A 21,729-nucleotide genomic window follows, 5' to 3' on the forward strand; every position below is an offset into this window, starting at 1 on the left:
GCAATACCCCTGCCTTACCCGGCAACCCCCAATCGGAGGAGCACCATGCCCACCACAGTCTCAGGCGTCATCGCCCGCTCGAAGGGCGCGCCGGTCGAACTGGTCGACATCGTCATTCCCGACCCAGGTCCAGGCGAAGTCATCGTCGACATCGAAACGTGCGGCGTCTGCCACACCGACTTCCACTACAAGGAAGGCGGCATCAACGACGACTTCCCCTTCCTCCTCGGACATGAAGCCGCCGGACGCGTCAGCGTCATCGGCGAGGGCGTCACCCACGTCGCCGTCGGCGACTTCGTGGTGCTCAACTGGCGCGCCGTCTGCGGCGAATGCCGAGCCTGCAAGCGCGCAGAGCCCTGGTACTGCTTCAACACCTTCAACGCCACCCAGAAGATGACCCTCACCGACGGCACGGAGCTCACCCCGGCCCTCGGTATCGGCGCCTTCGCCGACAAGACCCTCGTGCACGCCAAGCAGTGCACCAAGGTGAACCCGGATGCCGACCCGGCCGCCGTCGGCCTGCTCGGCTGCGGCATCATGGCCGGCATCGGCGCGGCCATGAACACGGGCAACGTCAGCTACGGCGACTCGGTCGCCGTGATTGGCTGTGGCGGGGTGGGGGATGCCGCGGTTGTGGGATCACGCCTGGCCGGAGCATCCGTCATCATCGCCATCGACCGCGACGCCAAGAAGCTCGACAAGGCGCAGCAGCTCGGTGCCACCCACGTCATCGACTCGTCGGCTCTCGATGAGGATGGCGTCGTCGCCGCCGTGCAGGCCCTCACCGGTGGATTCGGCGCCAACGTCGTCATCGACGCGGTCGGCCGCCCCGAAACTTGGCGCCAGGCGTTCTATGCCCGCGACCTCGCCGGCACGGTGGTGCTGGTCGGCGTGCCGAACCCTGACATGATGCTGGAGATCCCGCTGCTCGACGTCTTCGGACGCGGCGGCTCACTCAAGTCCAGCTGGTACGGCGACTGCCTGCCGGAGCGCGACTTCCCGATGCTGACCGACCTCTACCTGAAGGGCCGGCTGCCGCTCGACGAATTCGTCAGCGAGAAGATCGGCATCGGCGAGATCGAGGCCGCCTTCGAGAAGATGGCCCGCGGCGACGTGCTGCGCTCGGTGGTGGTGCTCTGATGTCCGCGATGTCCGCGCGCATTGACCACCTCGTCACCGTCGGCACCTTCAGCCTCGATGGCGGCACCTGGGACCTCGACAACAACGTCTGGATCATCGGCGACGACACCGAATGCGTCGTCATCGATGCAGCCCACGATGCCGACGCCATCCTGAAGGCTGTGGGCGACCGCACGTTGCTGGCCGTCCTCTGCACTCACGGGCACAACGACCACATCGGCGCGGCCGGCGGCGTGCACGCGGCAACGGATGCCCCGGTTTGGCTGCACCCGGACGACACCATGCTCTGGGAGATGGTCTACCCAGCGGATGCCGCGGGTGCGACTGATTCAGCGGATGCTGCTGGCGAGATCGGTGGCGAGACGGCTGCTGCTGGCGCAACTGCTGCGGCACCCCTGCGCCCGAACGCCCTGGCAGACGGCCAGCGCATTGCCGTCGCCGGCATCGAACTCCAGGTGCTGCACACACCAGGACACTCGCCCGGGTCGGTCTGCTTCTACGCGCCGGACCTCGGCACGGTCTTCAGCGGCGACACACTGTTCCACGGCGGACCGGGGGCAACCGGCCGCTCGTTCAGCGACTTCCCGACGATCATCGAGTCGATCACCAACAAACTGCTGACGCTGCCTGTCGACACCGTCGTGCGCACTGGCCACGGCCAGACCACGTTGATCGGCGATGAGACGCCCCAGCGCGAGGAATGGATCGCTCGCGGGCACTAGCTGCTGCCGCTGGTTGAGGAGCGACCGAGGAACGAGGCCGCGTCTCGAAACCAGTACGCCGACCCCGGTTTCCTGAGATCGGCTTGCGAGGTTTCGAGACGGCCGCGGGCGGCCTCCTCAACCACCGGGATTTCGCTCGAAACCAGTACGCCGACGTTCGTGATTACAACTGGGCGCGCGGTTTTCCGCCAGGCGCGCGAAATACCGCGCGCCTGGGGGAAAACTGCGCGCCCAGACTCGGCTATGGGCCCAAATGGGCGGTCTTGCGCATTCCGGTGGTTGAGGAGCGACCGAGGAACGAGGCCGCGTCTCGAAACCAGCACGCCGACCTCAGTTTCCTGAGATCGGCTCGCGCGGTTTCGAGACGGCCGTGGGCGGCCTCCTCAACCACCGGGGGGAGGCGGGTCGGACTCCGCTACGCGACGGACTCCGCGTCGCGCTTCGGCAGCACCCAACCTGGGCGTGCGAAGTGGCAGGTGTATCCGTTCGGGTAGTGCTCGAGGTAGTCCTGGTGCTCAGGCTCTGCCTCCCAGAACGGGCCAGCCGGCGCGATCTCGGTGACGACGGGGCCAGGCCAGAGTCCGGAGGCGTCGACGTCGGCGATGGTGTCGCGGGCGATGGCATCCTGCTCAGGGCTGGTCGGGAAGATCGCCGAGCGGTAGCTCACGCCGACGTCATTGCCCTGTCGGTTGCGGGTCGACGGGTCGTGCACCTGGAAGAAGAACTCCAGCAGCTCGCGGTAGCTCGTCTGGGTGGGGTCGAAGACGATCTCGATTGCCTCGGCGTGCGTTCCGTGGTGACGGTAGGTGGCGTTCGGCACGTCGCCGCCGCTGTAGCCGACGCGGGTGGAGAGGATGCCGGGGCGCTTGCGGATGAGGTCTTGCATGCCCCAGAAACATCCGCCGGCGAGGATGGCGGTTTCGGTCGCGTTGGTCATTATGCGTTCTCCTTCGGGGAGCTGTCGGGTGGAGTGGAGTCAGGAGTGGAGGAATCGGAGGCGGGGGCTGAGTCGGAGGTGGGGGCAGTCGCTGCTGTGGGGGAGTCGGCTGCTGCGAACAGCGAACGGTACTGTCCGTAGCCCTCAGCTTCGAGATCGGCGACCGGAACGAAGCGCAGCGCCGCGGAATTCATACAGTAACGCAGCCCTCCGGCATCCGCTGGGCCGTCGTCGAAGACGTGCCCGAGATGGCTACCGGCACCTGACGAGCGTACCTCGGTGCGCTTCAGGAACAGGGCGCGGTCGGTCTTCGTGGTGACGGCATCCGGCTCAATGGGCTTGGTGAAGCTCGGCCAGCCGGTGCGGCTGTCGTACTTGTCGGTGGAGGCAAAGAGCGGCTGCCCAGAGACAATGTCGACGTAGATGCCGGGGTCGTGGTTGTTCCAGTACTCGTTGCGGAAGGCGGGCTCTGTGCCCTCCTCCTGCGTGACCTGGTACTGCGCGGGGGTGAGGCGGGCGAGGGCCTCTGGGGTCTTGCGGTAGTCGGGCGACATGTCATCCTCCTTCTCGGCGGCGCTGGCTGCGTCGCTCGCTGACGCCTGTTCGTCGGCGTCATCTGAGTGAACCGTTGGCAAGCGGATGCTGTTCCACGAAGGCTGGGAGCCAGCTGTGGGTTTGGCTGGTGGGCGAAGCGGATGCCGCTGCTTGCCGCTTGCCGTCTGCCGCCGGTCGCCCCGCGACCCGCTGGTCGAGGAGTGAGCGCCAGCGAGCGTCTCGAGACCTCGTGAGCAATCCTCTCGACGCTGGTCGTGCATCCGCTTGCCGAGAGGTCATTGTGCTGCAAACCGAGCGCCCTGGCGTGGAGCCAACACACATGTACTCGGAGGATAGTCCTGGCTACTTCGTATTTTGTAACCAATTCAGGGGGTATACATGTACTTTCACGTGCAACGACTAATCAATGACATTGAGCAGGACGAGCCCGATCCCGCCGCAGCCAACGCCCTGCAGGAAGGTCTCGGCGGCCAGTTCGGCGAGATGCGCACCATGATGCAGTACCTGTTTCAGGCCATGAATTTTCGGGGCGCGGCAGCGAAGCCGTACCGCGACCTGATTCAGGGGGTGGGTACGGAGGAGATCAGCCACGTTGAGCTCATTGGAACCACCATCTCTCGTCTTCTGGACGGCTCACCGCGGTATCAGGGCAAGCCAACCGACCCGCTGGATAAGCCGGGTGCTGGTGGCGCGATCCCACTGAACATTGCGCTCGATCACAGCAATATCCACCACTATCTCGTTGGCGCTCAGGGGGCACTCCCCGTCGATGCTGCCGGAAACCCGTGGAGTGGTAGCTACGTCTACAACTCCGGAAACCTCGTGCTCGATCTGCTGTACAACCTGATGCTGGAATCCACGGGTCGGCTGCAAAAATGCCGGATCTATGAGATGACGGACAACAAGACTGCGCGGTCGACGCTGTCGTATCTCATCGTTCGTGACCAAGCGCACGAGAACGCCTATGCCAAGGCGCTGGAGACGTTGGGGGTGGACTGGAACAAGCTCTTGCCGATCCCCAAGACGAACGCGGAGAAGTTCCCCGAGGTGAAGAAGCTGGTAGACCTCGGTCTGCAAAGTAAGCAGTACAGCTTCGATCTGGCTGGCCAGTCTGAAGCGGGCAAGATCTTCCAGGGCCTGTCGCCGTCGAAGGACGGCACGAAGCTGGACGCCAGCGAACAGGCCCCAGAGGGTGTTCCGTCCACCATCGCGGAAGAGCGCTTCGAAGAGTTTGCGCCTGGCCTTGATCCTGAGCTCCTCAAGCTGATTCAGGCCACGGCCGATCTGGAACTCGCTGAAGTCGACGCGATGTTTGGCCCCGTTGCCAAGAAGTAGTTGTAGCTAGTCGTTCGAGGAGCGGCCAGGTCTCAGTGAGAGGCCTGGCCGTTTCGCTGTCTGGGCAGGTGCGTGGGCATCCGCGCGCACCAGCGTGCGCCACCGTGCGCCAGCGTGCGCCAGCGTGCACCAGCGTGCACCAGCGTGCACCAGTGTGCACCAGTACGTGTTCTCTTAAGCCGGGCGGCTTTGCTTTCCGTCAAGCCAGAGCGTGTCGGACTCGTCGCTGTGCGCGGTTCCTGTTCCCACGTGCTTGGCGTCGATCTTGTCGCCCTTTTTGATCACGTGCACCAGCGCCATGGCGTGGCCGCGGCCCAGATCGTAATCCTCTTTCAGCCAGTCGACGATCACGCCCGACTTCGTGGCCGGGTCGTCGAGGCCTTTTTCGTGGGCGAGGGCGATGAACTGGCGCGGTGTCAGTCCCGTCTTTTCTTCAATGTTGTCGAGGTAGGCCTGGAATGACATCTCAACTCCTTTGTGCGCGGGGTGATCGCGCGTGGGGACTGCGCGTGGTTGCGATGGTAGCGAATCCGGGGTGGGGGAGGGAAGGAGGCGGATGGGACGTGAGGCGCTCTCTGTCGCTCTCTGCCGCGCTCCGCTCCCCGCCTGTCATTTCGCTTCGAGCGGAGTTTTTGCAACACGCCGGGCTCACGCGCCACCTTCCCTCGGCGTGTTGCATTTTCTCCGCCTGAACTTGCCCCGCTGGTCGAGGAGCGAGCGCCAGCGAGCGTCTCGAGACCCCTTCAACTGTCTCCAGACAGGCTCCTCCACAGGTCGCCCCTCGCGGGAGTTATCCACAGCAGAATGCCCAGATCAGAGAGTATTTACGGCCAGTAAGAATGTCAGTGGTGTCGAGGATAATTCAGTGTATGAACCCCCTCATGAAACAACTCGGCAGAGAAGTCGACGAGGCCGCCCGATTGCATCGGAGCGAAGCCTCTATCGCTGCGGCGAAAGCCATCGCGATCGACCGGGCCCGTCTAACCAGCGAGTCCATGACCACGGCCCCGGCCACCGTGCCACAGGCGGAACAGGCCTGGGCAAACGAACGCCTGCTCGTCACCGAACTGGTCTGCGCGTTCCGAGTGCCCGAACGCACCATGGAAACGATGATCGCCGTCAGTAAAGCTCTTGTGCACACACTGCCCGCGACACTGGCAGTGTTGGAAACCGGGGAAATCAGCTACCGGCACGCCACCACTCTTTTCGACCAGAGCATCGGACTCTCCCCGGAGAACATCGCAGCTTTGGAGGCGGCGGTGTTGCCTGATGCGGGCCGGCTGACGGTGGCGAAGTTCGCCCAGAAGGCCCGGCGTGTACGGGAACGGCTCGACGCGGAGTCAATCACCGCCCGGCACGAGCGCAGTGTCGCGGATCGAGCAGTGTTCTTCGAACCCGCCAAGGACGGCATGTGCTGGGTCAGCGCTTTCCTCCCGGCCGCGAATGGGCAGGCGATCGTGAACCGGGTGACGAACTTCGCGAGGAGTCTGCAGGGTTCGGACGACGCCCGCACCCTCACCCAGCTGAAGGCCGACGTGTTCGTCGACCTGGTCCTCGACACGGATGGCGGCAGCGGCAGCGACGGCGGTGCTGGCGCTGGTCGGCAGGCTAGCCGGGGCATCAAGGCCGATGTCGCCATCCTCGTTCCCGCCCTGACACTGCTCGGCCGCAGCGACGAACCCGCGGTGCTCGAAGGCTACGGGCCAATAGACCTCGACACCGCGAAGGAGCTCGTGGGAACTGCAACGAGCTTCGTCCGCATCCTCACCCACCCGGAGACGGGAGCGTTCCTGTCGGTAGGCCGGGATCGCTACCGGCCGCCCGCCGATCTCCGCACGGTATTGCAGCTGCGAGACGGCACCTGCCGGTTCCCCGGCTGCAACCGAGCGGCGAGGCAGAGCGACCTCGATCACACGGTGCCGTTCACTGAGAACGGTCACCAGGGCGAGACGAGGCTGACGAATATGGCCTGTCTCTGCGCGAAGAACCACCGCGACAAACACGAAATTGGCTGGCAGGTCACTCAGAACGGCGATGGGAACCTGCACTGGACGTCCCCGACCGGCCACAAATACGACACCGAACCTGAAAACCAGATCGGGCCGAGCATCCCGGACGTCGCCACCGCCACAGTGCCAGTTGAAGCAGTCCTCGAGGCGGTACCAGACGCGAGCATCCCACCGTTCTAGCCACCAGCATCGACAGTCCCAATCTGAGCGCGGGAAGAGTTCCAGTCAGAGCGCCCGAAGAGCTCCAGAGCGCCGGAAGACTAGCTCGACACAGCAACCCTGCCCCGGTCTGGGGGCGTGCTGATGGCTACGCCTTCCGAGCCCCGTCAATAGAGTGGCCATTCCGCGTCAAGTGAAGCGGTGCCCCTGACATGAAGGATCCCCATGGAAACCGCCGCCATCACCGCTTGGACATTCGTCTCAGAAGTGCCCATCCCGGACGACGTTGAATCGATGCTGGTACCGGGTGAGAAAGCAATCGCCGCGTACAAGACGATGCGCGACAGTGCGGTCTTCACCACCAAACGCCTCATCGTGCGAGATGCTCAGGGAATCACGGGCAAAAAGGTCGAGATGTACTCACTGCCGTACTCCAGCATCAACATGTGGTCATCAGAGAATGCCGGCACGCTTGACTTCAATGCCGAACTCGAGCTGTGGACCCGTGCTGGTCACATCAAGATCAAGGTCGGTAAGGGCGTTGATGTTCGGCGCCTTGACCGCCTCATCGCGCACGCCGTCCTTGGCGCCGAATTCGCCACGATTTAGCCAGCGCTACCGAGCGCGACGATGTGAGCCAGGGCATCTGGCATCCGTTAACGGATGCCCTGGCTGGGCCGCGACGATGAGCCAGGCGTGCAGCGCATGCGCATGCGCTTAGCGCTCGACAAAAGCCGCAAACAGTGGCGTAGCGAACACGGCAAACACAACCAGGTTCAGCACAACCGTGACCCAGAAAGCCGCCCGGAAGCTAGCCTTCTTCGTCTTGTGACGCAGCGTTTGCTGGGCAACAATTGCGCCCGGCCAGCCGCCGATGACGCCCAACAACAGGAGCGTGTTCTCCGACACGCGCCAGCGCCCGTTCGTCGCGGCCGACTTGTCGACCGCGTAAACGATGAAGCTCACGACGCTTGCTCCCAGGTACAGCCCCGCCACCCAGAGGGGGAGCGGCCAGAGTGCGTTCACGGCAAGGTATCCGGCCACGAAAACAACGACCATGAGGTAGTCCGCGAACCGGGATTTCCTCCCACGGGTATCACCGCGCTGTGAGTTGCTGCGCGGCGACATCGACCTCTGAGGTCGCCCCGAAGGCTGTCCTTGTCCACGCACCTGCTCGTACCCCGCCGGACGAACACGCGTCGCCCGATTCTTGCCGTCAGCCGTCTGCTCGACGTCAAAGGTGAGTTCCGTGCCGAGCTGCGGCCTGGCCGGCCCCGGTGGGAAGGCCTTGATGTGCACGAAAACCTGCTCTGTACCCGTCGCAGGGGAGATGAAACCGAATCCGCGCTCGTCGTTCCACGAGGTCAACGTCCCGCTCAGTCGCTTAGTCGTGGAACCCATCCTCAGAGCGTAGCGTCCAGGGCATGGGGGCTCGCCGAGGACCGGCGCGAGGACGTTGCAAGAAGCCCAACCGCCGCCGACAACTTATCTACGGCTCGCTACTTGTCATCGCCGTTGGTCTGGTCCGTGGCCTTGCGCCGGCGACGCCCCAGGAAGAGCACGACCGCGCCGACTGCCAGCAGTAATCCGCCGACGATCAGCGGAGCTGCGATGTTGGCTCCCGTCGACGCCAATGACGACGCCGTCGCAGCGACAGCTGCTGGTGCAGGCGTCGGCGCCGGCGTCGGAACGACGGGCGTACCAGCACCCGGGATGGGGCCGGTGGTCGAGACAGCACCGACGGACTGGTTTGCCAGGACAGAGAACCAGATGGTCTGGCTGAGCGGAGTGCCATCGGCGGCGGTTGCCTCAAGGACCAGGCGGTGGGAACCCGGCTCGACGTGAGACGGCAGGGCGGTCGTCGCGGTGTACGCACCTGCCGCATCCGCTGAACCGGCGTGAAGCACAACGGGCGTGGAGTGCATGGTCACGGTGACGGGCGAGCCCGGCGCCAAACCGAGGGCGGACACGTTCACGGTTGTGCCGCCGACCAGAGTACCGACGACGAAGTCAGTGACGACGTCGAGAGACGGCACAACGACGGGAGGGAGTACGACGACGGGAGGGAGTACGACGGGAGGGAGCGCAGCACGGGTCAGCATGACCGAGTAGGTCTTGAGGGTCGTCCCGTTTTGTGCAGTGACCACGACCGTGACGGCGTTGTCGCCGACGCTCAAGCTGATGGGTGCGGATGCGGCACCGCTCACGACCGCGGTGCCGTTCACGGTGACGGATGCCGTGGCATCCACAACTGTTGGAGTGACGGTGAGGGAGTCGGTCGCGTTGTCGACCGACGCCGTGTAGCTGGTCGTGCTGGCCGCAAATGCCGGGTCAAGCGTTCCAGCGGACAGCGCCAGGGCCGAGAGGTCGGCGACGGCCGAGGCGGCACGGGTGACGGTGACGGTGTAAGCCGTGGTGGTTGTGCCGTCCTGGGCGGTGACCACGACGGAGACTGTGCTGTCGCCGATTGCCAGTGCGATGGGTGCGGATGCGGCGCCGCTCACGACCGGGGTGCCGTTCACGGTGACCGATGCCGTGGCATCCGTCACTGTCGGGGTAACGGTGAGGGAGTCGGTCGCGTTGTTGACCGATGCCGTGTAGCTGGTGGTGGCGGCGTCGAAGGTCGGGGCAAGCGTCCCGGCAGACAGCGTGAGTCCGGACAGATCAGCGACCGCTGATGGGGCACGAGTCACCGTCGTCGTGTAGACCCGTGTGGTTGTGCCGTCTTGGGCGGTGACCACGAGGGTCACGGTGGTTTCGCCGACAGACAATGCAATGGGTGCGGAGGCCGTGCCACTGACGACCGCGGTGCCGTTCACGGTGACGGAGGCCGTGGCATCCGTGACCGTCGGGGTGACGGTGAGGGACTCGTCGGCGTTGCTAACCGCGACCGCATAGTCGGCGGTCCCGGTTGCGAAGGCGGGGGTGAGGGACCCGGCAGACAGCGTGAGGGCGGCGAGGTCAGCGTTCGACGAGGCGGCGCGGGTGATGGTGACGGTGTAGGTCTTTGTGGTCGTCCCGTCTTGGGCGGTGACAATGGTGGTGATGGTGTTGCTGCCGACGTTCAGGGCGATGGCGCCGGATGCGTTTCCGCTGGTGGTGTTGACACCGTTGACCGTCACGGAGGCACTGGCGTCGGTCAGGGTCGGGGTGACTGTGACCGACGTCGTCGCATTGCCGACCGATGCCGTGTAGCTCGTTGTGCCGGATAGGAACGTCCCGTTGAGGGTGCCGTTGCTGAGCGAGAGCCCGCTGAGGTCGGCATTCGACGAGCGCGCGCGAGTGATGGTGACCGTGTATGTTTTCGTGCTCGAGTTTTGTGCGGTGACAACGATGGTGAGGGTGTTGCTGCCGGCGGCCAGAGCGATGGCGCCGGACGCTGAACCGCTAGCCACCGCCATACCGTTGACCGTAACGGAGGCAACGCTGGTGGACACAGTCGGGGTGACCGTGACCGACGTCGTTGCGTTGCTGACGGATGCCGTGTAGCTGGTCGTGTTTGGCGCGAACGTGGGGCTCAGCGTGCCGGCGCTCAGCGAGAGTGCGCTGAGGTTGGCGTTGGACGAGGCTGCGCGGGTGAGGGTGACAGTGTAGGTCTTCGTGGTCGTCCCGTCTTGCGCGGTGACAACGGTGGTGAGGGTGTTGGGGCCGACGGCCAGGGCGATGGCGCCTGACGCTGAACCGCTGGACACCGCCATGCCGTTGACCGTCGCGGAGGCAGTGGCATCGGCCACTGTCGGGGTGACTGTAATCGACGTCGTTGCGTTGCTGACGGCTGCCGTGTAGGTGGTCGTGTTGGCGGCGAATGCTGGGCTGAGCGTGCCGGAGCTGATGGAAAGTGCGCTGAGGTTGGCGTTGGCCGAGGCGGGGGCAGGGCGGGTGATGGTGACCGTGTAGGTCTTCGTGGTCGCCCCGTCTTCTGCGGTGACAACGGCGGTGATGGCGTTGTTGCCGACGTTCAGGGCGATGGCGCCGGATGCAGTTCCGCTGGTGGTGCTGACGCCGTTGACGGTGATCGTCGCGTTGGAATTTGACGCGGTCGGGGTCACCGCGACCCAAGTCGTCGCATAGCTTACGGATGCCGTGTAGCTCGTCGTTCCCGCTGCGAACGTCGGGCTAGGCGCGCCGTTGCTGAGCGAGAGGCTGAGGAGGTTGGCGTTGGTCGAGGCTGCGAAGCGGGTGACGGTGACCGTGTAGGTCTTTACGATCGTCCTGTCTTGCGAGGTGACTTCGATGGTGAGGGCGTTGGGGCCGGTGTTCAGGGCGATGGCGCCGGATGCGTTTCCGCTGGTGGTGCTGACGCCGTTGACCGTAACGGAGGTCCTGGAATCGGCCAGGGTCGGGGTGACCGTGACCGACGTTGTTGCGGGGCCAACGGCTGCCACGTAGCTGGTTCTGCCTGACGCAAATGCCGGGCTGAGCGTTCCGGTGCTGAGGGTGAGTCCGCTGAGATTGATGTCGTCGTAGCCTACGGAGCGGGTGATGGTGACTGTGTAGGTAGTCGCGCTTACCCCGCCTGGTGCGGTCGCAACGATGGTGACGGTGTTGTCATAGAAGTCCATTGCGATGGGGCCAGATGCCGACCCGCTGGCAGCGCTGACTCCGTTGACCGTGACGGAGGCATTGGCGTCGGCCAGTGTCGGGGTGACGGTGAGCGACGTCGTCTCGCGGCCGAGGTACGCCGTGTAGCTGGTCGTACCCGGCGCGAACGCCGGGCTGAGCGTGCCCGTGCTGAGTGAGAGTGCGCTGAGCGACGTATCCGTTGCGGCGCTCGCCGGTGCGGCGGCCACCGTCGACAGGCCGGAGAGGGCGAGAACGGCGACGAGCGCCATGGCACTCAGACGGAGGGAGGTGAGGCTAAAGGCACGCATGGAACGAACCTACAGGACACGACAACTCGTAGTGGTTCAGATGGTCGAACGCGCCCGAACTGGGGTGAAAGCCCGCAACCTCTGTGACGATCACGTTCAACCCGCTCACGGCCGGTCACCGTCACTCCTGACCCGCCGATTTTCGGCTGAGCAAAGCGGCCGCCAGGAAGCACACGGCACCGAGAAACGTACCGAGATTCGCCCAGAAAAAGCTGACGAGATCATCCGTTTCAGGGATCACGAAAGCGCCGATCGCCGAGATGCCGAAGAAGACCGACCCAAGCAGGTTGAGCCATGTGCAGCGCCAGGTGCGAGCGCTCGGATCCCAGAGCTTGTCGCGCTCCGTGGTCGCCACCACGGCGAAAACGCTCGCAACGAGGAAGCAGACCGAGCCAAAGGCATCCGGTCGCCATCCGCTGTTCACCTGTGTCTCACTGTTCGCCGCCGTGATGAGGGCATCTGTGGTGCTGACGTTGAAGAAGAGCGTGCCCAGGAATTGCGCGGCCGAGCCCCACCAATCGAATGCGTCAGGCCGATTCATCGCGTGGTGCGGAGGGCGGCGCCCGCTCAGGCCGAGCTGAATGAAGGCCGCAGCGGTGAAGAACAGTGCGCCGACGAAGAACGTGATGTCGTCGATCAGCGTGCCGACTGCGAGTGCATAGAACGGCACGGCCCCGACCAGAAAGCAGAGTGAACCGATGGCGAATCCCCAGGCTTCGCGTCGCAATCGGACTGTTCGCTGAGGGGACACGCCGTTGCTTCGCCCGCTTGTTGTCCGCTGTGCGCCGTGGGTCCTGGGCGCTACCCGATCAGAATGCTGAACGCTTCGGGCAGCACCACGTTCACAGGTGCCCCGACAAACAGCGGCGCGATCTGCGCCGGTCGGTAGCCGGCAATCCCGCAACCGATCTCGGTCACGAGAAACCGCAGCTCTGGGTGCACCGTGGCGAAGTCCAGAAAGCCGGACACCTCGGTGATGATCACGTTCAGGCCGCTCATGGTGTCGATGGCGTACGAGCTGCCATGCAGGCCGTGGCCTTCGCCCCACACCGCACCGAACTTGTCGGCAGCGAGTGCCGCCGCCCCCGCAACGTGCTGGCCACTGGCGTTCGACCCGAATACGAACACTTCGCCCGGAGCAAGCTCTGTGATTCTCATGCTCGCGATTCTAGAACTGGAGGATGCGCGGCGGCTATGGGACCGCGCCAGCGAACGCGTGTAAGCCGGGGAGACAAAACGCTGCCCAATGTTCCCCCCAACAGCCGATTGTCCGGGCTGCAACATCCGCTTCCCCGGCAGGGAAGACACTTCGCGCACCCGGCTGTGGCGCATCGAATCACACGGCATACTCAGTGCGTGACCAACCCCCACCACCCGACAGGCCCCTCGCTCAATGGCGTCGAATTCGTCATTCCGCAGTCGTCGACCGTGGCCAGGATCCATCAGCTGAACGCAATGGTGTGGGGCGAATACGTGCAAGGCTCCGCTCACCTCGGAGGGTTCGTCGGTCGCCGCAAGGACGACACCCTTGAACTGCAATACGTGCACTTCGACGTTGAGAGCGGACAGCTGTCGTCTGGCGATGCGGCCGGGCTCATCCAAATCAGGAGTTCCGACGACACTGCTGCCGGCGTTCCGTTCGTGCGTGTGACGCTGGATGCCTTCGGTGACGATGACTTCTCCCGCCACATGGAGCTTCTCCCTGCCGGTTCCGATGCGCTCGGCGCTGAACGATTCGACGCCCTCCTGGTTGCAACCGCAGCGCGCTTCAAGGGCGAAGCGATGATCGACGGTGCTGAGTTCGTGCTGGAATCGTCCACGGCCAGCGTGGTCAACCAGCAGTCGCCGTCGCGCTTCTTCTTTCACGAAGCGAGCGGAATAGTCTTCGCCGAATACGAGGGCGACACCGTCACCTTCGGCCACACCGTTGGTATTCGCGAGGGCAACGTGCTGCGCGAGTGGTTCGTTCACGAGTTCAAAGCGACCGGCGAAGCCATGATCGGCCAGAGCACCAGCCGCATTGAAATGCGAGCGGATGGCCAGCTCGAGTTGAAAGAGGACTTCGTGCTCAACGGGGCGCCTGGCTACAGCGTCTGCGTGGAGGTCTAGCGGGCGTCAGCCGCGACCTAGGAATCGATCGCTGGCCGTGTTAACCTCGCCGGTGGGCGAAGGGAACAACCATGGTCAGCTTTCGAACAACGCTGTGGGCCGCTGGCGGCAACAACGTCGGCATCGTCGTGCCGGAGGAGATCGTGCTCGGCTTTGGCCGCGGCAAACGCGTGCCCGTCGTCGTCACCATTGATGGCGACTACTCGTACCGAAACACGATCGCCTCGATGGGTGGTCAATTCCTGATCTCATACAACGCCGAGACCCGTGCCGCCACAGGCAAGGGCGCTGGAGATGAAATCGAGGTCACCCTCGACGTCGACGACGCCCCGCGCACCGTCGACCTCCCGGCAGAACTGGCTACGGCGCTCGAGGCTGACGCGCTGGCTGCGCAGGCCTGGTCGGCGCTCTCGTACAGCAAGCAGCGCGCATTCGCCCAGTCAGTTGACACTGCCAAGAGTGACGACACCAGAACGCGGCGGGCGCAGAACATCGTCGAGGCGTTGCGGTCCTAAGCGGGTGCAGCGCTAGCTCGACGGAGTTCTCTCGGGCGACAGAGGCGGCGGCTACAGCGACCGCCACGTGACATCCGAAGTGCCGCCGTCCGCCCTGACCCAATCCGTCGCGGAGGAGTCGCTGCTCAACACGTCGGTCAGCCAATACGTTTCGTCCGGGCTCCAGCCGGCGAGTACTGTCAGCGCAGGGCCGGCCGGCAGCGGACGACCCGCAACAGTGAGGTACGCCCACACGCTCAGGTGCACGCCATCGAAGTCTTGGGCGACAGCGCTCCAATCGGGGACCATCCAATCGGCGCTCACGCCCGTTGTCCGCCACCAGTCATGTCGCCTCGAACGACGCACATCGAGCGGATAGCGCGCCACGAGCCTTGACCAGGCCGCGGCATCCGCTATCTCGTAAATCCTCGCCCCGGAGCTCACCTGGATCGGCTGCACGCGAGCGCGTGTCCAGCCAAGTGTGTCTTCAATGCATGCCAGTCGCAGTGCGCCGAGCCCCGGTAGGGATCGGGTGGTGACGGGAACGGCCTCCGGGGCAGGCGTCGACCACCATCGCCCGCTCCAATTCGCCTGTGGGTCGGCCGGGCGCGAGTGCGCGTGAGCTTCGTCTGCGAGGGTCGCGGATTTCCAAGCGGTCAATCGCGCTGCGGCACCCTGAAGGGTCAGCGGCTGGGGCACGGGCACGGAGTACGGCTGGTCCGCGCCCTGCCAGGTGACGAGCTGCTGATGCTGCTCGTCCACCGGGCTCCGCCACCAATGCGTGGCAGGGGAGTCGGCGGCTGCCATGGCGAGCGGGCGCAGGGCGTCGATGATGGCATCCTCACGCAGGATGACGTCGACGTCGTCCGGCTCCTGCCAGTACTTCGCGGAGGAGACGGCGTGCGCAAGAGATTCCAGCAGCATGGTACCCGTGGCGCCAGCTTCACCCGCCACGATCGCCGCGGGATCAACTGCACGTAGCTCGGCGGCCAAGGCGTCCCGCACCTGCTCGCTTCGCGGCGCTTGAGCAAACGTGGGCAGCATTGACCACACTGCGGGATTGAGCTGCGTGGCCACGCCCAGGCAGAATCGGCGTCCCCGCGGACCGTCGAGGAGGTCATCGAGCGTTCGCCCGGCATCCGCTTGTATGGGGGACGTCACCTACGCCGGCCAGACGCCGATGATGATCGCCATGATCACGACGGTCACGAGCTCGTGCGCGATGTTGAGCACCGTCAGTCCAGGTGGGCGCTGGTCGAACGCGTCATGCGTCACGAATCGAGCCGCGGTGAAGCCCGCCCACAGCACAATCGCGGTCACGATCGCATTCCACAGGAAGCTGCCGCCGTAGAAGTCCCACGCGATGAACGTCGCGCCGGCGAGCACCCACGCGGTCACGAAACTCACCAGCACCGTGACGGCGATGGGGCCAACGGCATCCGAGCCCTTGCCAGACGGGGTGACGCCTGCCGCCTTCATCCAGTAGTTGCCGAAGACCCTGGGCGTGTACCAAATCGAGCCGACGATCATGCTCGACAACGTCGCCAGGATGACCGCCCAGTAGTTGATATCGGGGAACATCAGCGTCCTCTCGTCTAGCATCGTCACCCGCGCTCAGCAGGCGACTCTCCCAGAAGTCTCGATAGCCAGAAGTCTAGGTCGCTGTGCGCATCACCGACACGAGTCAGTGAAACGGATGCCGGATCGCAACAGTCGGTTACCTGGCCGCCGCTTCGTAAAGTTTCTACAACGAAACCGCTGGTCGGCCATTGAATTTCCCGCGAATCGAGCCATCCCCGCGATATGGTGCGACGGCGCACCGCTCGCGTGCGCTCACCCCGACGCGGGGGAGCCGTTGCTCCGCCGCTCATCACGGGCGCGATCCACTCGCGCTATCGATTGGAGAAGCATGACCGTCCTGAACAACGAGTCGCCATACACGCCGTCTGCTTACACGGCCCAGACAACCGTTTCGCAGAAGTCGTTCGTCGTGAATTGGCTGCTCGCCCTGCTGCTTGGGGGCCTCGGCGTCGACCGCTTCTACCTGGGCAAGGTGGGCACCGGCATCCTGAAGCTGATCACCCTCGGTGGCTTCGGCATCTGGAGTTTGATCGACCTGATCCTCGCGCTCACCGGATCGACCCGCGACAAACAGGGTCTGTTGCTGGCCGGTTACGACCAGAACAAGAAGATCGCCCTCATCGTGACCATCGTGGTGCTCGTCCTCAGCTTCCTCGGCAGCGCGAACAGCGCGGCCCACACGATTGCGAACCTGTACTACTAGGTCCTGGCTTGCTGGTGGGGCGAGCTCCAGTGATGGCCGCTCGCCTCACCAGCCAGACGGATGTCGGTCGCCCCGGCTACGCTCGAATCGTCGACGAAAAGCTCGATGGGAAGCGAAAGTTCGAGAGAAAGTAGGCGCGGATGTTCGTCCTCGACGACAGCCTGGTCACCAGCGCAACCGACCTGACCGCCGCGTCGACCTGCGAATTCGCCTTCCTGCGGAAGCTCGACGCGAAGCTCGGACGACGACCAGCAGAGGCAGATCCCGCCGACGCCATGCTGGATCGCACGGCCAGGCTCGGCGACGCGCATGAACTCCGGGTGCTCGAGGCCTACCGCGCGCAGTACGGTGCCGGCGTCGTTGAGATTGAGCGCCCCGATCGCCTGAACCGCGAAGCGCTCGAATCGGTCGCTGCCCAGACCGTGACGGCTTTCGAAGCGGATGTCGACCTCGTCTTCCAAGCGACATTCTTCGATGAGGGATTCGGGGGGAGGGCCGGCGCACCCGGCGCACTTCCTGGCGAAGTTCCCGGCGCAATCCCGGTCGCGTTCATCGGATTCGCCGACTTCATCGTGCGCCAGAGCGACGGCAGCTACCTCGTGCAAGACACCAAGCTGGCCCGTCGCGCGAAGGTCACCGCCCTGCTGCAGCTCGCCGCCTACGCCGACCAGCTGGAGTTGATCGGGGTACGCCCCGCCGAGACGGTGGAACTCTTGCTCGGCGACGGTGGGGTGAGTGTGCACCGGTTGGCGGACATCCGCCCGGTGTATCGCCGCCGGAAGCGCCGCCTGCTGCAGATCATCGAGGAGCGCCTGCTCGACGCGGAGACCGTGGCGTGGGGCGACCCCCGCTATGCGATCTGCGGTCGCTGCGCCACCTGCGAAGCCGAGGTGCAGGCGCACCGCGACCTGCTGCTCGTCGCCGGCATGCGCGTGACCCAGCGCGAGCGACTGGCCGAGGCCGGCATCCACACGATTGACGAGCTGGCGGCATCCGCTCTACTCGCCTCCGGCGGAACTGTCGACGGCATCGCAGACAGCACCCTCGCCGCGCTCCGCACCCAGGCGCAGCTACAGCTCGACGCAGTGAGCGGCCAGGCGCCGCCCATCGAGATGTACAACCCGTCGGCGCTCGCCGTGCTGCCAGAGCCAGACCCCGGCGACATCTTCTTCGACTTCGAGGGCGACCCGCTCTACACAGAGGGCGCTGCCGACCGCTGGGGGCTCGACTACCTCTTCGGGCTGGTCGAACCCGACGGCACCTTCCGCGCATTCTGGGCGCACACCTTCGAGGAGGAGCGGCAGGCGCTGCGCGACTTCCTCGACTACCTCGCAGAGCGGCGCGCGCAGTACCCAGCCATGCACATCTACCACTACGCCGCCTACGAGCGCACGCACCTGCTGAGCATCGCCGCCCGGCACGGCGTCGGTGAAGACGAGGTCGACGACCTGCTGCGGGCCAACGCGCTCGTCGACCTGTACCCGCTGGTGCGGAAGACGCTGCGGGTGGGCTCGCGCTCCTACTCGATCAAGAAGCTCGAACCGCTCTACATGGGCGATGAGCTGCGCGGCGGCGACGTCACCAACGCCGCAGACTCCATCACCGAATACGCCGCAGCACGCGAGCTGTTCGACAACGGCGACGTCATCCAGGGCCAGCGGATGCTCGACTCCATCGCCGACTACAACCGTTACGACTGCGTGTCCACGTTGCGCCTGCGCGATTGGTTGCGCGGCAAGGCGGAGGAGTACGGCATCCCGAGCAATGCGGCGTCGTCCATGGAGGAACCGCGCCCAGAGCTAGAGCCGTCGCTGCTGCGTGACGCGCTGATGGCGATCGCCGGCGACCCGCTGAACCCCGATCGCACCCCAGACCAGACGGCCGCCGCATTCGCCGCCGCGGCACTCGACTATCACCAGCGCGAACAGAAGAGCTTCTGGTGGGGGCACTTCGCCCGGCTGGAACAGCCCATCGAGGAGTGGGAGACCACCCGCGATGTGTTGCGCATTCACGATGTGCGCGTGGAGAAGGACTGGTACCGCGAGGGACGCCAGCGCACCGACCGGCGTGAGCTGTGGCTGCGTGGCACCCTGGCCCCCGGCAGCAGCATCAAGCCAGGAGACCAGGCCGGCCCGTACCTGCTCTACGAATACCCCGGCCCGTTCATCGACCCGAAGGCATCACCTGGCGCGCGCACCGCACGCACCGTGAAGGTGCTCGAGGTCGCCGACGACGGCAGCATCCTGGTGGAGGAGACCCTCGGTAAGGACATCGCGCCGTACTCGCACCGCCCGTCTGCCCTGGCGCCATCCGCGCCGCCACCCGCCGGCCAGCAGAAGCCGGCCATCGAAGAGTGGGCAGAAACCATCGTCGATGCCCAGCCGGAGTGGCCAGCGCAGCCGACTGTCGACATCCTGCGCAAGATCGAGCCGCGTACCCGGTCCGGCCAGCTGGCGCCGGTTCCTGCCGACCCGCAGGGCAACGAACGCATCGATGCCGTCGTGTCGAGCCTGCTCGACCTCGACCACTCCTACCTCGCGGTGCAGGGCCCGCCAGGCACCGGCAAGTCGTATCTCGGCGCCCACGTGATCAAAGCCCTCGTGCTTGGGCACGGCTGGAAGATTGGTGTTGTCGCGCAGTCCCACGCTGTGGTTGAAACGCTGCTGGCCGCCGTCGCGAAGGCCGGCCTCGACCGCTCCCTCGTCGGCAAGGTGCAGAAAGCGGGCACCGCGAAGGCAGCGGCGGGGGAGACCGCCGGCGACGGCTTCGACGACGCGGACGACACCGACGACTCCCCGTACACCGAGCTGCCGAAGGACGGCCAGCTGCTCTTCGCGCTTGACCACGCAGACACCGGCTTCGTGCTGGGGGGTACAGCCTGGGACTTCAGCAACCCGGCGCGCGTTCCCCGAGACAGCCTCGACCTGCTGGTCGTCGACGAGGCCGGGCAGTTCTCCCTCGCCTCCACCATCGCCGCGAGCGTCGCGTCGAAGAACCTGCTCCTCCTCGGCGACCCGCAGCAGCTGCCGCAGGTGAGCCAGGGCACCCACCCTGAGCCCATCGACCAGTCGGCGCTCGGTTGGGTCAGCGCCGGTCACGATGTGCTGCCGCCCGCCCTCGGCTACTTCCTCGCGGAGAGCCGCCGCATGCACCCCGCCGTCACCGCCCCGGTATCGCAGCTGTCGTATGAGGGTGCGCTGCACTCCCACCCGGTGGCTGCCACACGCTCACTGCACGGCATCACGCCAGGGCTGCACATTGTGCCGGTGACCCACGTCGGTAACTCCGTGGAATCGCCAGAGGAAGCGGCGGCCGTGGTCGAACTCGTCCAGAGCCTCCTCGGCACACGCTGGGACGATCCAACAGAGAAGCGCCACGACGACCCACTCACCGAAGACGACATCATCATCGTCACCCCGTACAACGCACAGCTGAACACCGTGCGCGACGCGCTAGCGGATGCCGGCCTCACCTCGGTGCGCGTCGGCACCGTTGACAAGTTCCAGGGCCAGGAAGCTGCCGTTGCCATCGTGACCCTTGCGGCCTCCTCGGCGGCGGATGTACCGCGCGGCCTGTCATTCCTCATCATGAAGAACCGCCTGAACGTGGCAATCTCCCGAGCAAAATGGGCGGCATATCTCGTGTACTCGCCGGCGCTCGTCGACAGCCTTCCGGTGACCCCTGCCGGGGTGGCAGAGCTCAGCGCGTTCATCACGCTCGTCGAGTCTGGAGTCTGATCAGCGAAAACGCTGGGTGACGGTGCGGTGGAGGTGGCGCGCGGCATCCGTTTCAGTCGATCTCTCGAAATGTGCACGTGCTGCAATTTTCGAAATTGAGGTTCGATACCCAGCCGAAACGGTAATCGGAGTGCCTCAAAGCACCGTAACGTTGACAGGTGGTCTCCGCTCCTCAGATCTTGAAGTGAATGCGTGCCACGCACAGGAAAGGTTTTGCGTTGAGCGACGAATGTATCCATGGACTTGCTGGCGGCCTATGCGCCAGTTGTTACCCGAAAGCAGTCCCAGACGAGTCACTAATCGTTAAGGCGCCACGTGCTCGTGCGTCGAAGCCCATGTCGCTGCGATCAGCTCCCTCTCCCATCTCGGTCACCCTCAAGGGACCGAACTCGGTGAGTTCTGTACAGACGTCAACTGCGAAGACGGCCGTCTCCATGCCGCCGGCTCGCGTTGGCGAACAGCGCATCTACCACGTGACCCACATCGACAACCTGGCTCAGATCCTGGATCGCGGCGCCCTGCTCGCCGATTCCAGCGATTCAACGCCTGTCGTCGACATCTCGTCGCCGGAGAACCGCGCTGCCCGTCGCGAGACCCCGGTCTCCGCAGCGGATGGCGCGAAGGTTGCCGACTACGTGCCGTTCTTCCTCTCGCCGAACGCCAGCGTGTGGAACAGCATCCGTGCGCACACCGTCGATCCCCGGATCGCCCAGGCCGCAACCGACTCGTCGGTCTTCGACTACGTGATCCTCGTGAGCACGGTCAAGTCGGCCATCGAGTCGCTGCCGGAGGCCACCGTTGCCGCCGAAGCAGCAGACGAGTCAGCGGATGCCGCAGCGAGCGACCCCGCGTTCTCCGTCACCGACGGCGACGCCGTCATCGGTCACACTCGCTTCACGACGAGCCGTGAGGAGACGGAGCGCCTGCTCTGGACCCTCCGCGCGAACGATGCCGGCACCATCCTTGAGTCTGAGTTCCTCGTGAAGGACGTCTTGCCCTTCGACCGCATCACCCTCATCGGTGTCGCAAACGACAAGGTTCGCCAGACGGTCCGTAGCATCCTGAGCCCCTCAGGTTTTGCCACCAAGGTCGCCGTGTACCCGCCGTGGTTCCAGCCGACAGACGAAGACGCCGACCTCGAGGCGTAACCGAGCTTCGCTCGTTGGGGACCACGCGCTAGCGAGCGACTTTGGTCCTCTCACACCAGTGGTTCGAAGGGGCATTGTCGTCAGACAGTGCCCCTTCGCTGTCCCACCGCGCCCGTTGTCGCTGGTCGCGCCCGCTATAGCGGTAGCGGCGCCCCGCAGCGGGCGCGATGGGCGCGCGGTACGGGTTTCAGGAGCGATCTCGTTCCTCGGACGCGCCTCTAAACCGAAG

General features: G+C 65.1%; 19 protein-coding genes. 10 read left to right on the top strand and 9 right to left on the bottom strand.

All coding sequences use genetic code 11. The features are described from left to right. Window positions 1-45 precede the first annotated feature (45 nt). Both AC25Y4_RS00115 and AC25Y4_RS00120 read left to right on the top strand, forming a co-directional pair. Window positions 46-1,140, top strand: coding sequence for an S-(hydroxymethyl)mycothiol dehydrogenase (locus AC25Y4_RS00115; RefSeq protein WP_488118340.1), 1,095 nt, complete (start codon window positions 46-48; stop codon window positions 1,138-1,140). Continuing rightward, on the top strand, window positions 1,140-1,862 hold the full coding sequence (locus AC25Y4_RS00120; protein WP_488118341.1) for an MBL fold metallo-hydrolase: 723 nt from the start codon (window positions 1,140-1,142) through the stop codon (window positions 1,860-1,862). Before AC25Y4_RS00115 ends, AC25Y4_RS00120 begins: the two co-directional genes overlap by 1 nt. A 415-nt stretch (window positions 1,863-2,277) precedes the next feature. Here AC25Y4_RS00120 and msrA read toward each other — a convergent pair whose 3' ends face one another. Next, window positions 2,278-2,799 (bottom strand): peptide-methionine (S)-S-oxide reductase MsrA, encoded by a 522-nt coding sequence (gene msrA / locus AC25Y4_RS00125; RefSeq protein WP_488118342.1) that lies wholly within the window; start codon window positions 2,797-2,799, stop codon window positions 2,278-2,280. Further along, window positions 2,799-3,353 carry a peptide-methionine (R)-S-oxide reductase MsrB gene (gene msrB, locus AC25Y4_RS00130; RefSeq protein WP_488119494.1) on the bottom strand — a complete coding sequence of 185 codons (555 nt, stop codon included), beginning with the start codon at window positions 3,351-3,353 and terminating at the stop codon, window positions 2,799-2,801. Before msrB ends, msrA begins: the two co-directional genes overlap by 1 nt. A gap of 379 nt (window positions 3,354-3,732) precedes the next feature. Here msrB and AC25Y4_RS00135 point away from each other — a divergent pair, with 379 nt between their 5' ends. Beyond that, a complete protein-coding gene (locus AC25Y4_RS00135; RefSeq protein ID WP_488118343.1) occupies window positions 3,733-4,689 on the top strand; it encodes a manganese catalase family protein in 957 nt (318 codons plus the stop codon). Between the two features lie 174 nt (window positions 4,690-4,863). Here AC25Y4_RS00135 and AC25Y4_RS00140 read toward each other — a convergent pair whose 3' ends face one another. Continuing rightward, the gene (locus AC25Y4_RS00140; protein WP_488118344.1) at window positions 4,864-5,154 is read right to left on the bottom strand and encodes a DUF4287 domain-containing protein; all 291 of its coding nucleotides are present in this window, start codon (window positions 5,152-5,154) and stop codon (window positions 4,864-4,866) included. Between the two features lie 404 nt (window positions 5,155-5,558). On the opposite strand from AC25Y4_RS00140, the gene AC25Y4_RS00145 reads away from it, so the two are divergent. Beyond that, window positions 5,559-6,878 (top strand): HNH endonuclease signature motif containing protein, encoded by a 1,320-nt coding sequence (locus AC25Y4_RS00145; RefSeq protein ID WP_488118345.1) that lies wholly within the window; start codon window positions 5,559-5,561, stop codon window positions 6,876-6,878. A gap of 204 nt (window positions 6,879-7,082) precedes the next feature. Next, a complete protein-coding gene (locus AC25Y4_RS00150) occupies window positions 7,083-7,466 on the top strand; it encodes a PH domain-containing protein (RefSeq protein ID WP_488118346.1) in 384 nt (127 codons plus the stop codon). 108 nt (window positions 7,467-7,574) lie between these two features. Here the strand turns inward: AC25Y4_RS00150 and AC25Y4_RS00155 are convergent, their stop codons facing one another. From AC25Y4_RS00155 to AC25Y4_RS00170, 4 genes are all read right to left on the bottom strand, one after another. Then, window positions 7,575-8,258, bottom strand: a complete 684-nt coding sequence (locus AC25Y4_RS00155; protein ID WP_488118347.1) for a DUF1294 domain-containing protein — start codon at window positions 8,256-8,258, stop codon at window positions 7,575-7,577. 98 nt (window positions 8,259-8,356) lie between these two features. Further along, entirely contained in the window at window positions 8,357-11,728 is a 3,372-nt protein-coding gene (locus AC25Y4_RS00160; protein ID WP_488118348.1) for a beta strand repeat-containing protein, read from the bottom strand. Window positions 11,729-11,849: 121 nt separating this feature from the next. Beyond that, complete coding sequence (locus tag AC25Y4_RS00165; protein WP_488118349.1) at window positions 11,850-12,479, bottom strand: hypothetical protein; 630 nt, start codon at window positions 12,477-12,479, stop codon at window positions 11,850-11,852. A 50-nt stretch (window positions 12,480-12,529) separates the two neighbouring features. After that, a complete protein-coding gene (locus tag AC25Y4_RS00170; RefSeq protein WP_488118350.1) occupies window positions 12,530-12,886 on the bottom strand; it encodes an A1S_2505 family phage non-structural protein in 357 nt (118 codons plus the stop codon). Window positions 12,887-13,084: 198 nt separating this feature from the next. Here AC25Y4_RS00170 and AC25Y4_RS00175 point away from each other — a divergent pair, with 198 nt between their 5' ends. Both AC25Y4_RS00175 and AC25Y4_RS00180 read left to right on the top strand, forming a co-directional pair. Next, window positions 13,085-13,837 (top strand): avidin-fold protein, encoded by a 753-nt coding sequence (locus tag AC25Y4_RS00175; protein WP_488118351.1) that lies wholly within the window; start codon window positions 13,085-13,087, stop codon window positions 13,835-13,837. Between the two features lie 71 nt (window positions 13,838-13,908). Then, a complete protein-coding gene (locus AC25Y4_RS00180) occupies window positions 13,909-14,352 on the top strand; it encodes a YdeI/OmpD-associated family protein (RefSeq protein WP_488118352.1) in 444 nt (147 codons plus the stop codon). A 51-nt stretch (window positions 14,353-14,403) separates the two neighbouring features. On the opposite strand, the gene AC25Y4_RS00185 is transcribed toward AC25Y4_RS00180, so the two are convergent. Together AC25Y4_RS00185 and AC25Y4_RS00190 are read right to left on the bottom strand one after the other, a co-directional pair. Further along, a complete protein-coding gene (locus AC25Y4_RS00185; protein ID WP_488118353.1) occupies window positions 14,404-15,492 on the bottom strand; it encodes a hypothetical protein in 1,089 nt (362 codons plus the stop codon). After that, window positions 15,493-15,912, bottom strand: a complete 420-nt coding sequence (locus tag AC25Y4_RS00190; protein WP_488118354.1) for a DUF1761 domain-containing protein — start codon at window positions 15,910-15,912, stop codon at window positions 15,493-15,495. Between the two features lie 328 nt (window positions 15,913-16,240). Here AC25Y4_RS00190 and AC25Y4_RS00195 point away from each other — a divergent pair, with 328 nt between their 5' ends. From AC25Y4_RS00195 to AC25Y4_RS00205, 3 genes are all read left to right on the top strand, one after another. After that, window positions 16,241-16,615, top strand: a complete 375-nt coding sequence (locus AC25Y4_RS00195) for a TM2 domain-containing protein (protein ID WP_488118355.1) — start codon at window positions 16,241-16,243, stop codon at window positions 16,613-16,615. Between the two features lie 140 nt (window positions 16,616-16,755). Continuing rightward, on the top strand, window positions 16,756-20,352 hold the full coding sequence (locus tag AC25Y4_RS00200; RefSeq protein WP_488118356.1) for a TM0106 family RecB-like putative nuclease: 3,597 nt from the start codon (window positions 16,756-16,758) through the stop codon (window positions 20,350-20,352). A gap of 392 nt (window positions 20,353-20,744) precedes the next feature. Then, window positions 20,745-21,500, top strand: coding sequence for a DarT ssDNA thymidine ADP-ribosyltransferase family protein (locus tag AC25Y4_RS00205; protein WP_488118357.1), 756 nt, complete (start codon window positions 20,745-20,747; stop codon window positions 21,498-21,500). The last annotated feature ends 229 nt before the right edge of the window (window positions 21,501-21,729 follow it).

The sequence above is a fragment of the Leifsonia sp. Y878 genome, from assembly GCF_057669685.1.

What these genes read in the sequence shown, in the direction of transcription:
- AC25Y4_RS00135 (WP_488118343.1), top strand. Translation starts at nt 3,733, where the DNA reads ATGTACTTTCACGTGCAACGACTAATCAATGACATTGAGCAGGACGAG.
- AC25Y4_RS00120 (WP_488118341.1), top strand. Translation starts at nt 1,140, where the DNA reads ATGTCCGCGATGTCCGCGCGCATTGACCACCTCGTCACCGTCGGCACC.
- AC25Y4_RS00195 (WP_488118355.1), top strand. Translation starts at nt 16,241, where the DNA reads ATGACCGTCCTGAACAACGAGTCGCCATACACGCCGTCTGCTTACACG.
- AC25Y4_RS00115 (WP_488118340.1), top strand. Translation starts at nt 46, where the DNA reads ATGCCCACCACAGTCTCAGGCGTCATCGCCCGCTCGAAGGGCGCGCCG.
- AC25Y4_RS00190 (WP_488118354.1), bottom strand. Translation starts at nt 15,912, where the DNA reads ATGTTCCCCGATATCAACTACTGGGCGGTCATCCTGGCGACGTTGTCG.
- AC25Y4_RS00180 (WP_488118352.1), top strand. Translation starts at nt 13,909, where the DNA reads ATGGTCAGCTTTCGAACAACGCTGTGGGCCGCTGGCGGCAACAACGTC.
- AC25Y4_RS00170 (WP_488118350.1), bottom strand. Translation starts at nt 12,886, where the DNA reads ATGAGAATCACAGAGCTTGCTCCGGGCGAAGTGTTCGTATTCGGGTCG.
- AC25Y4_RS00150 (WP_488118346.1), top strand. Translation starts at nt 7,083, where the DNA reads ATGGAAACCGCCGCCATCACCGCTTGGACATTCGTCTCAGAAGTGCCC.
- AC25Y4_RS00160 (WP_488118348.1), bottom strand. Translation starts at nt 11,728, where the DNA reads ATGCGTGCCTTTAGCCTCACCTCCCTCCGTCTGAGTGCCATGGCGCTC.
- msrB (WP_488119494.1), bottom strand. Translation starts at nt 3,353, where the DNA reads ATGTCGCCCGACTACCGCAAGACCCCAGAGGCCCTCGCCCGCCTCACC.
- AC25Y4_RS00140 (WP_488118344.1), bottom strand. Translation starts at nt 5,154, where the DNA reads ATGTCATTCCAGGCCTACCTCGACAACATTGAAGAAAAGACGGGACTG.
- msrA (WP_488118342.1), bottom strand. Translation starts at nt 2,799, where the DNA reads ATGACCAACGCGACCGAAACCGCCATCCTCGCCGGCGGATGTTTCTGG.
- AC25Y4_RS00200 (WP_488118356.1), top strand. Translation starts at nt 16,756, where the DNA reads ATGTTCGTCCTCGACGACAGCCTGGTCACCAGCGCAACCGACCTGACC.
- AC25Y4_RS00155 (WP_488118347.1), bottom strand. Translation starts at nt 8,258, where the DNA reads ATGGGTTCCACGACTAAGCGACTGAGCGGGACGTTGACCTCGTGGAAC.
- AC25Y4_RS00145 (WP_488118345.1), top strand. Translation starts at nt 5,559, where the DNA reads ATGAACCCCCTCATGAAACAACTCGGCAGAGAAGTCGACGAGGCCGCC.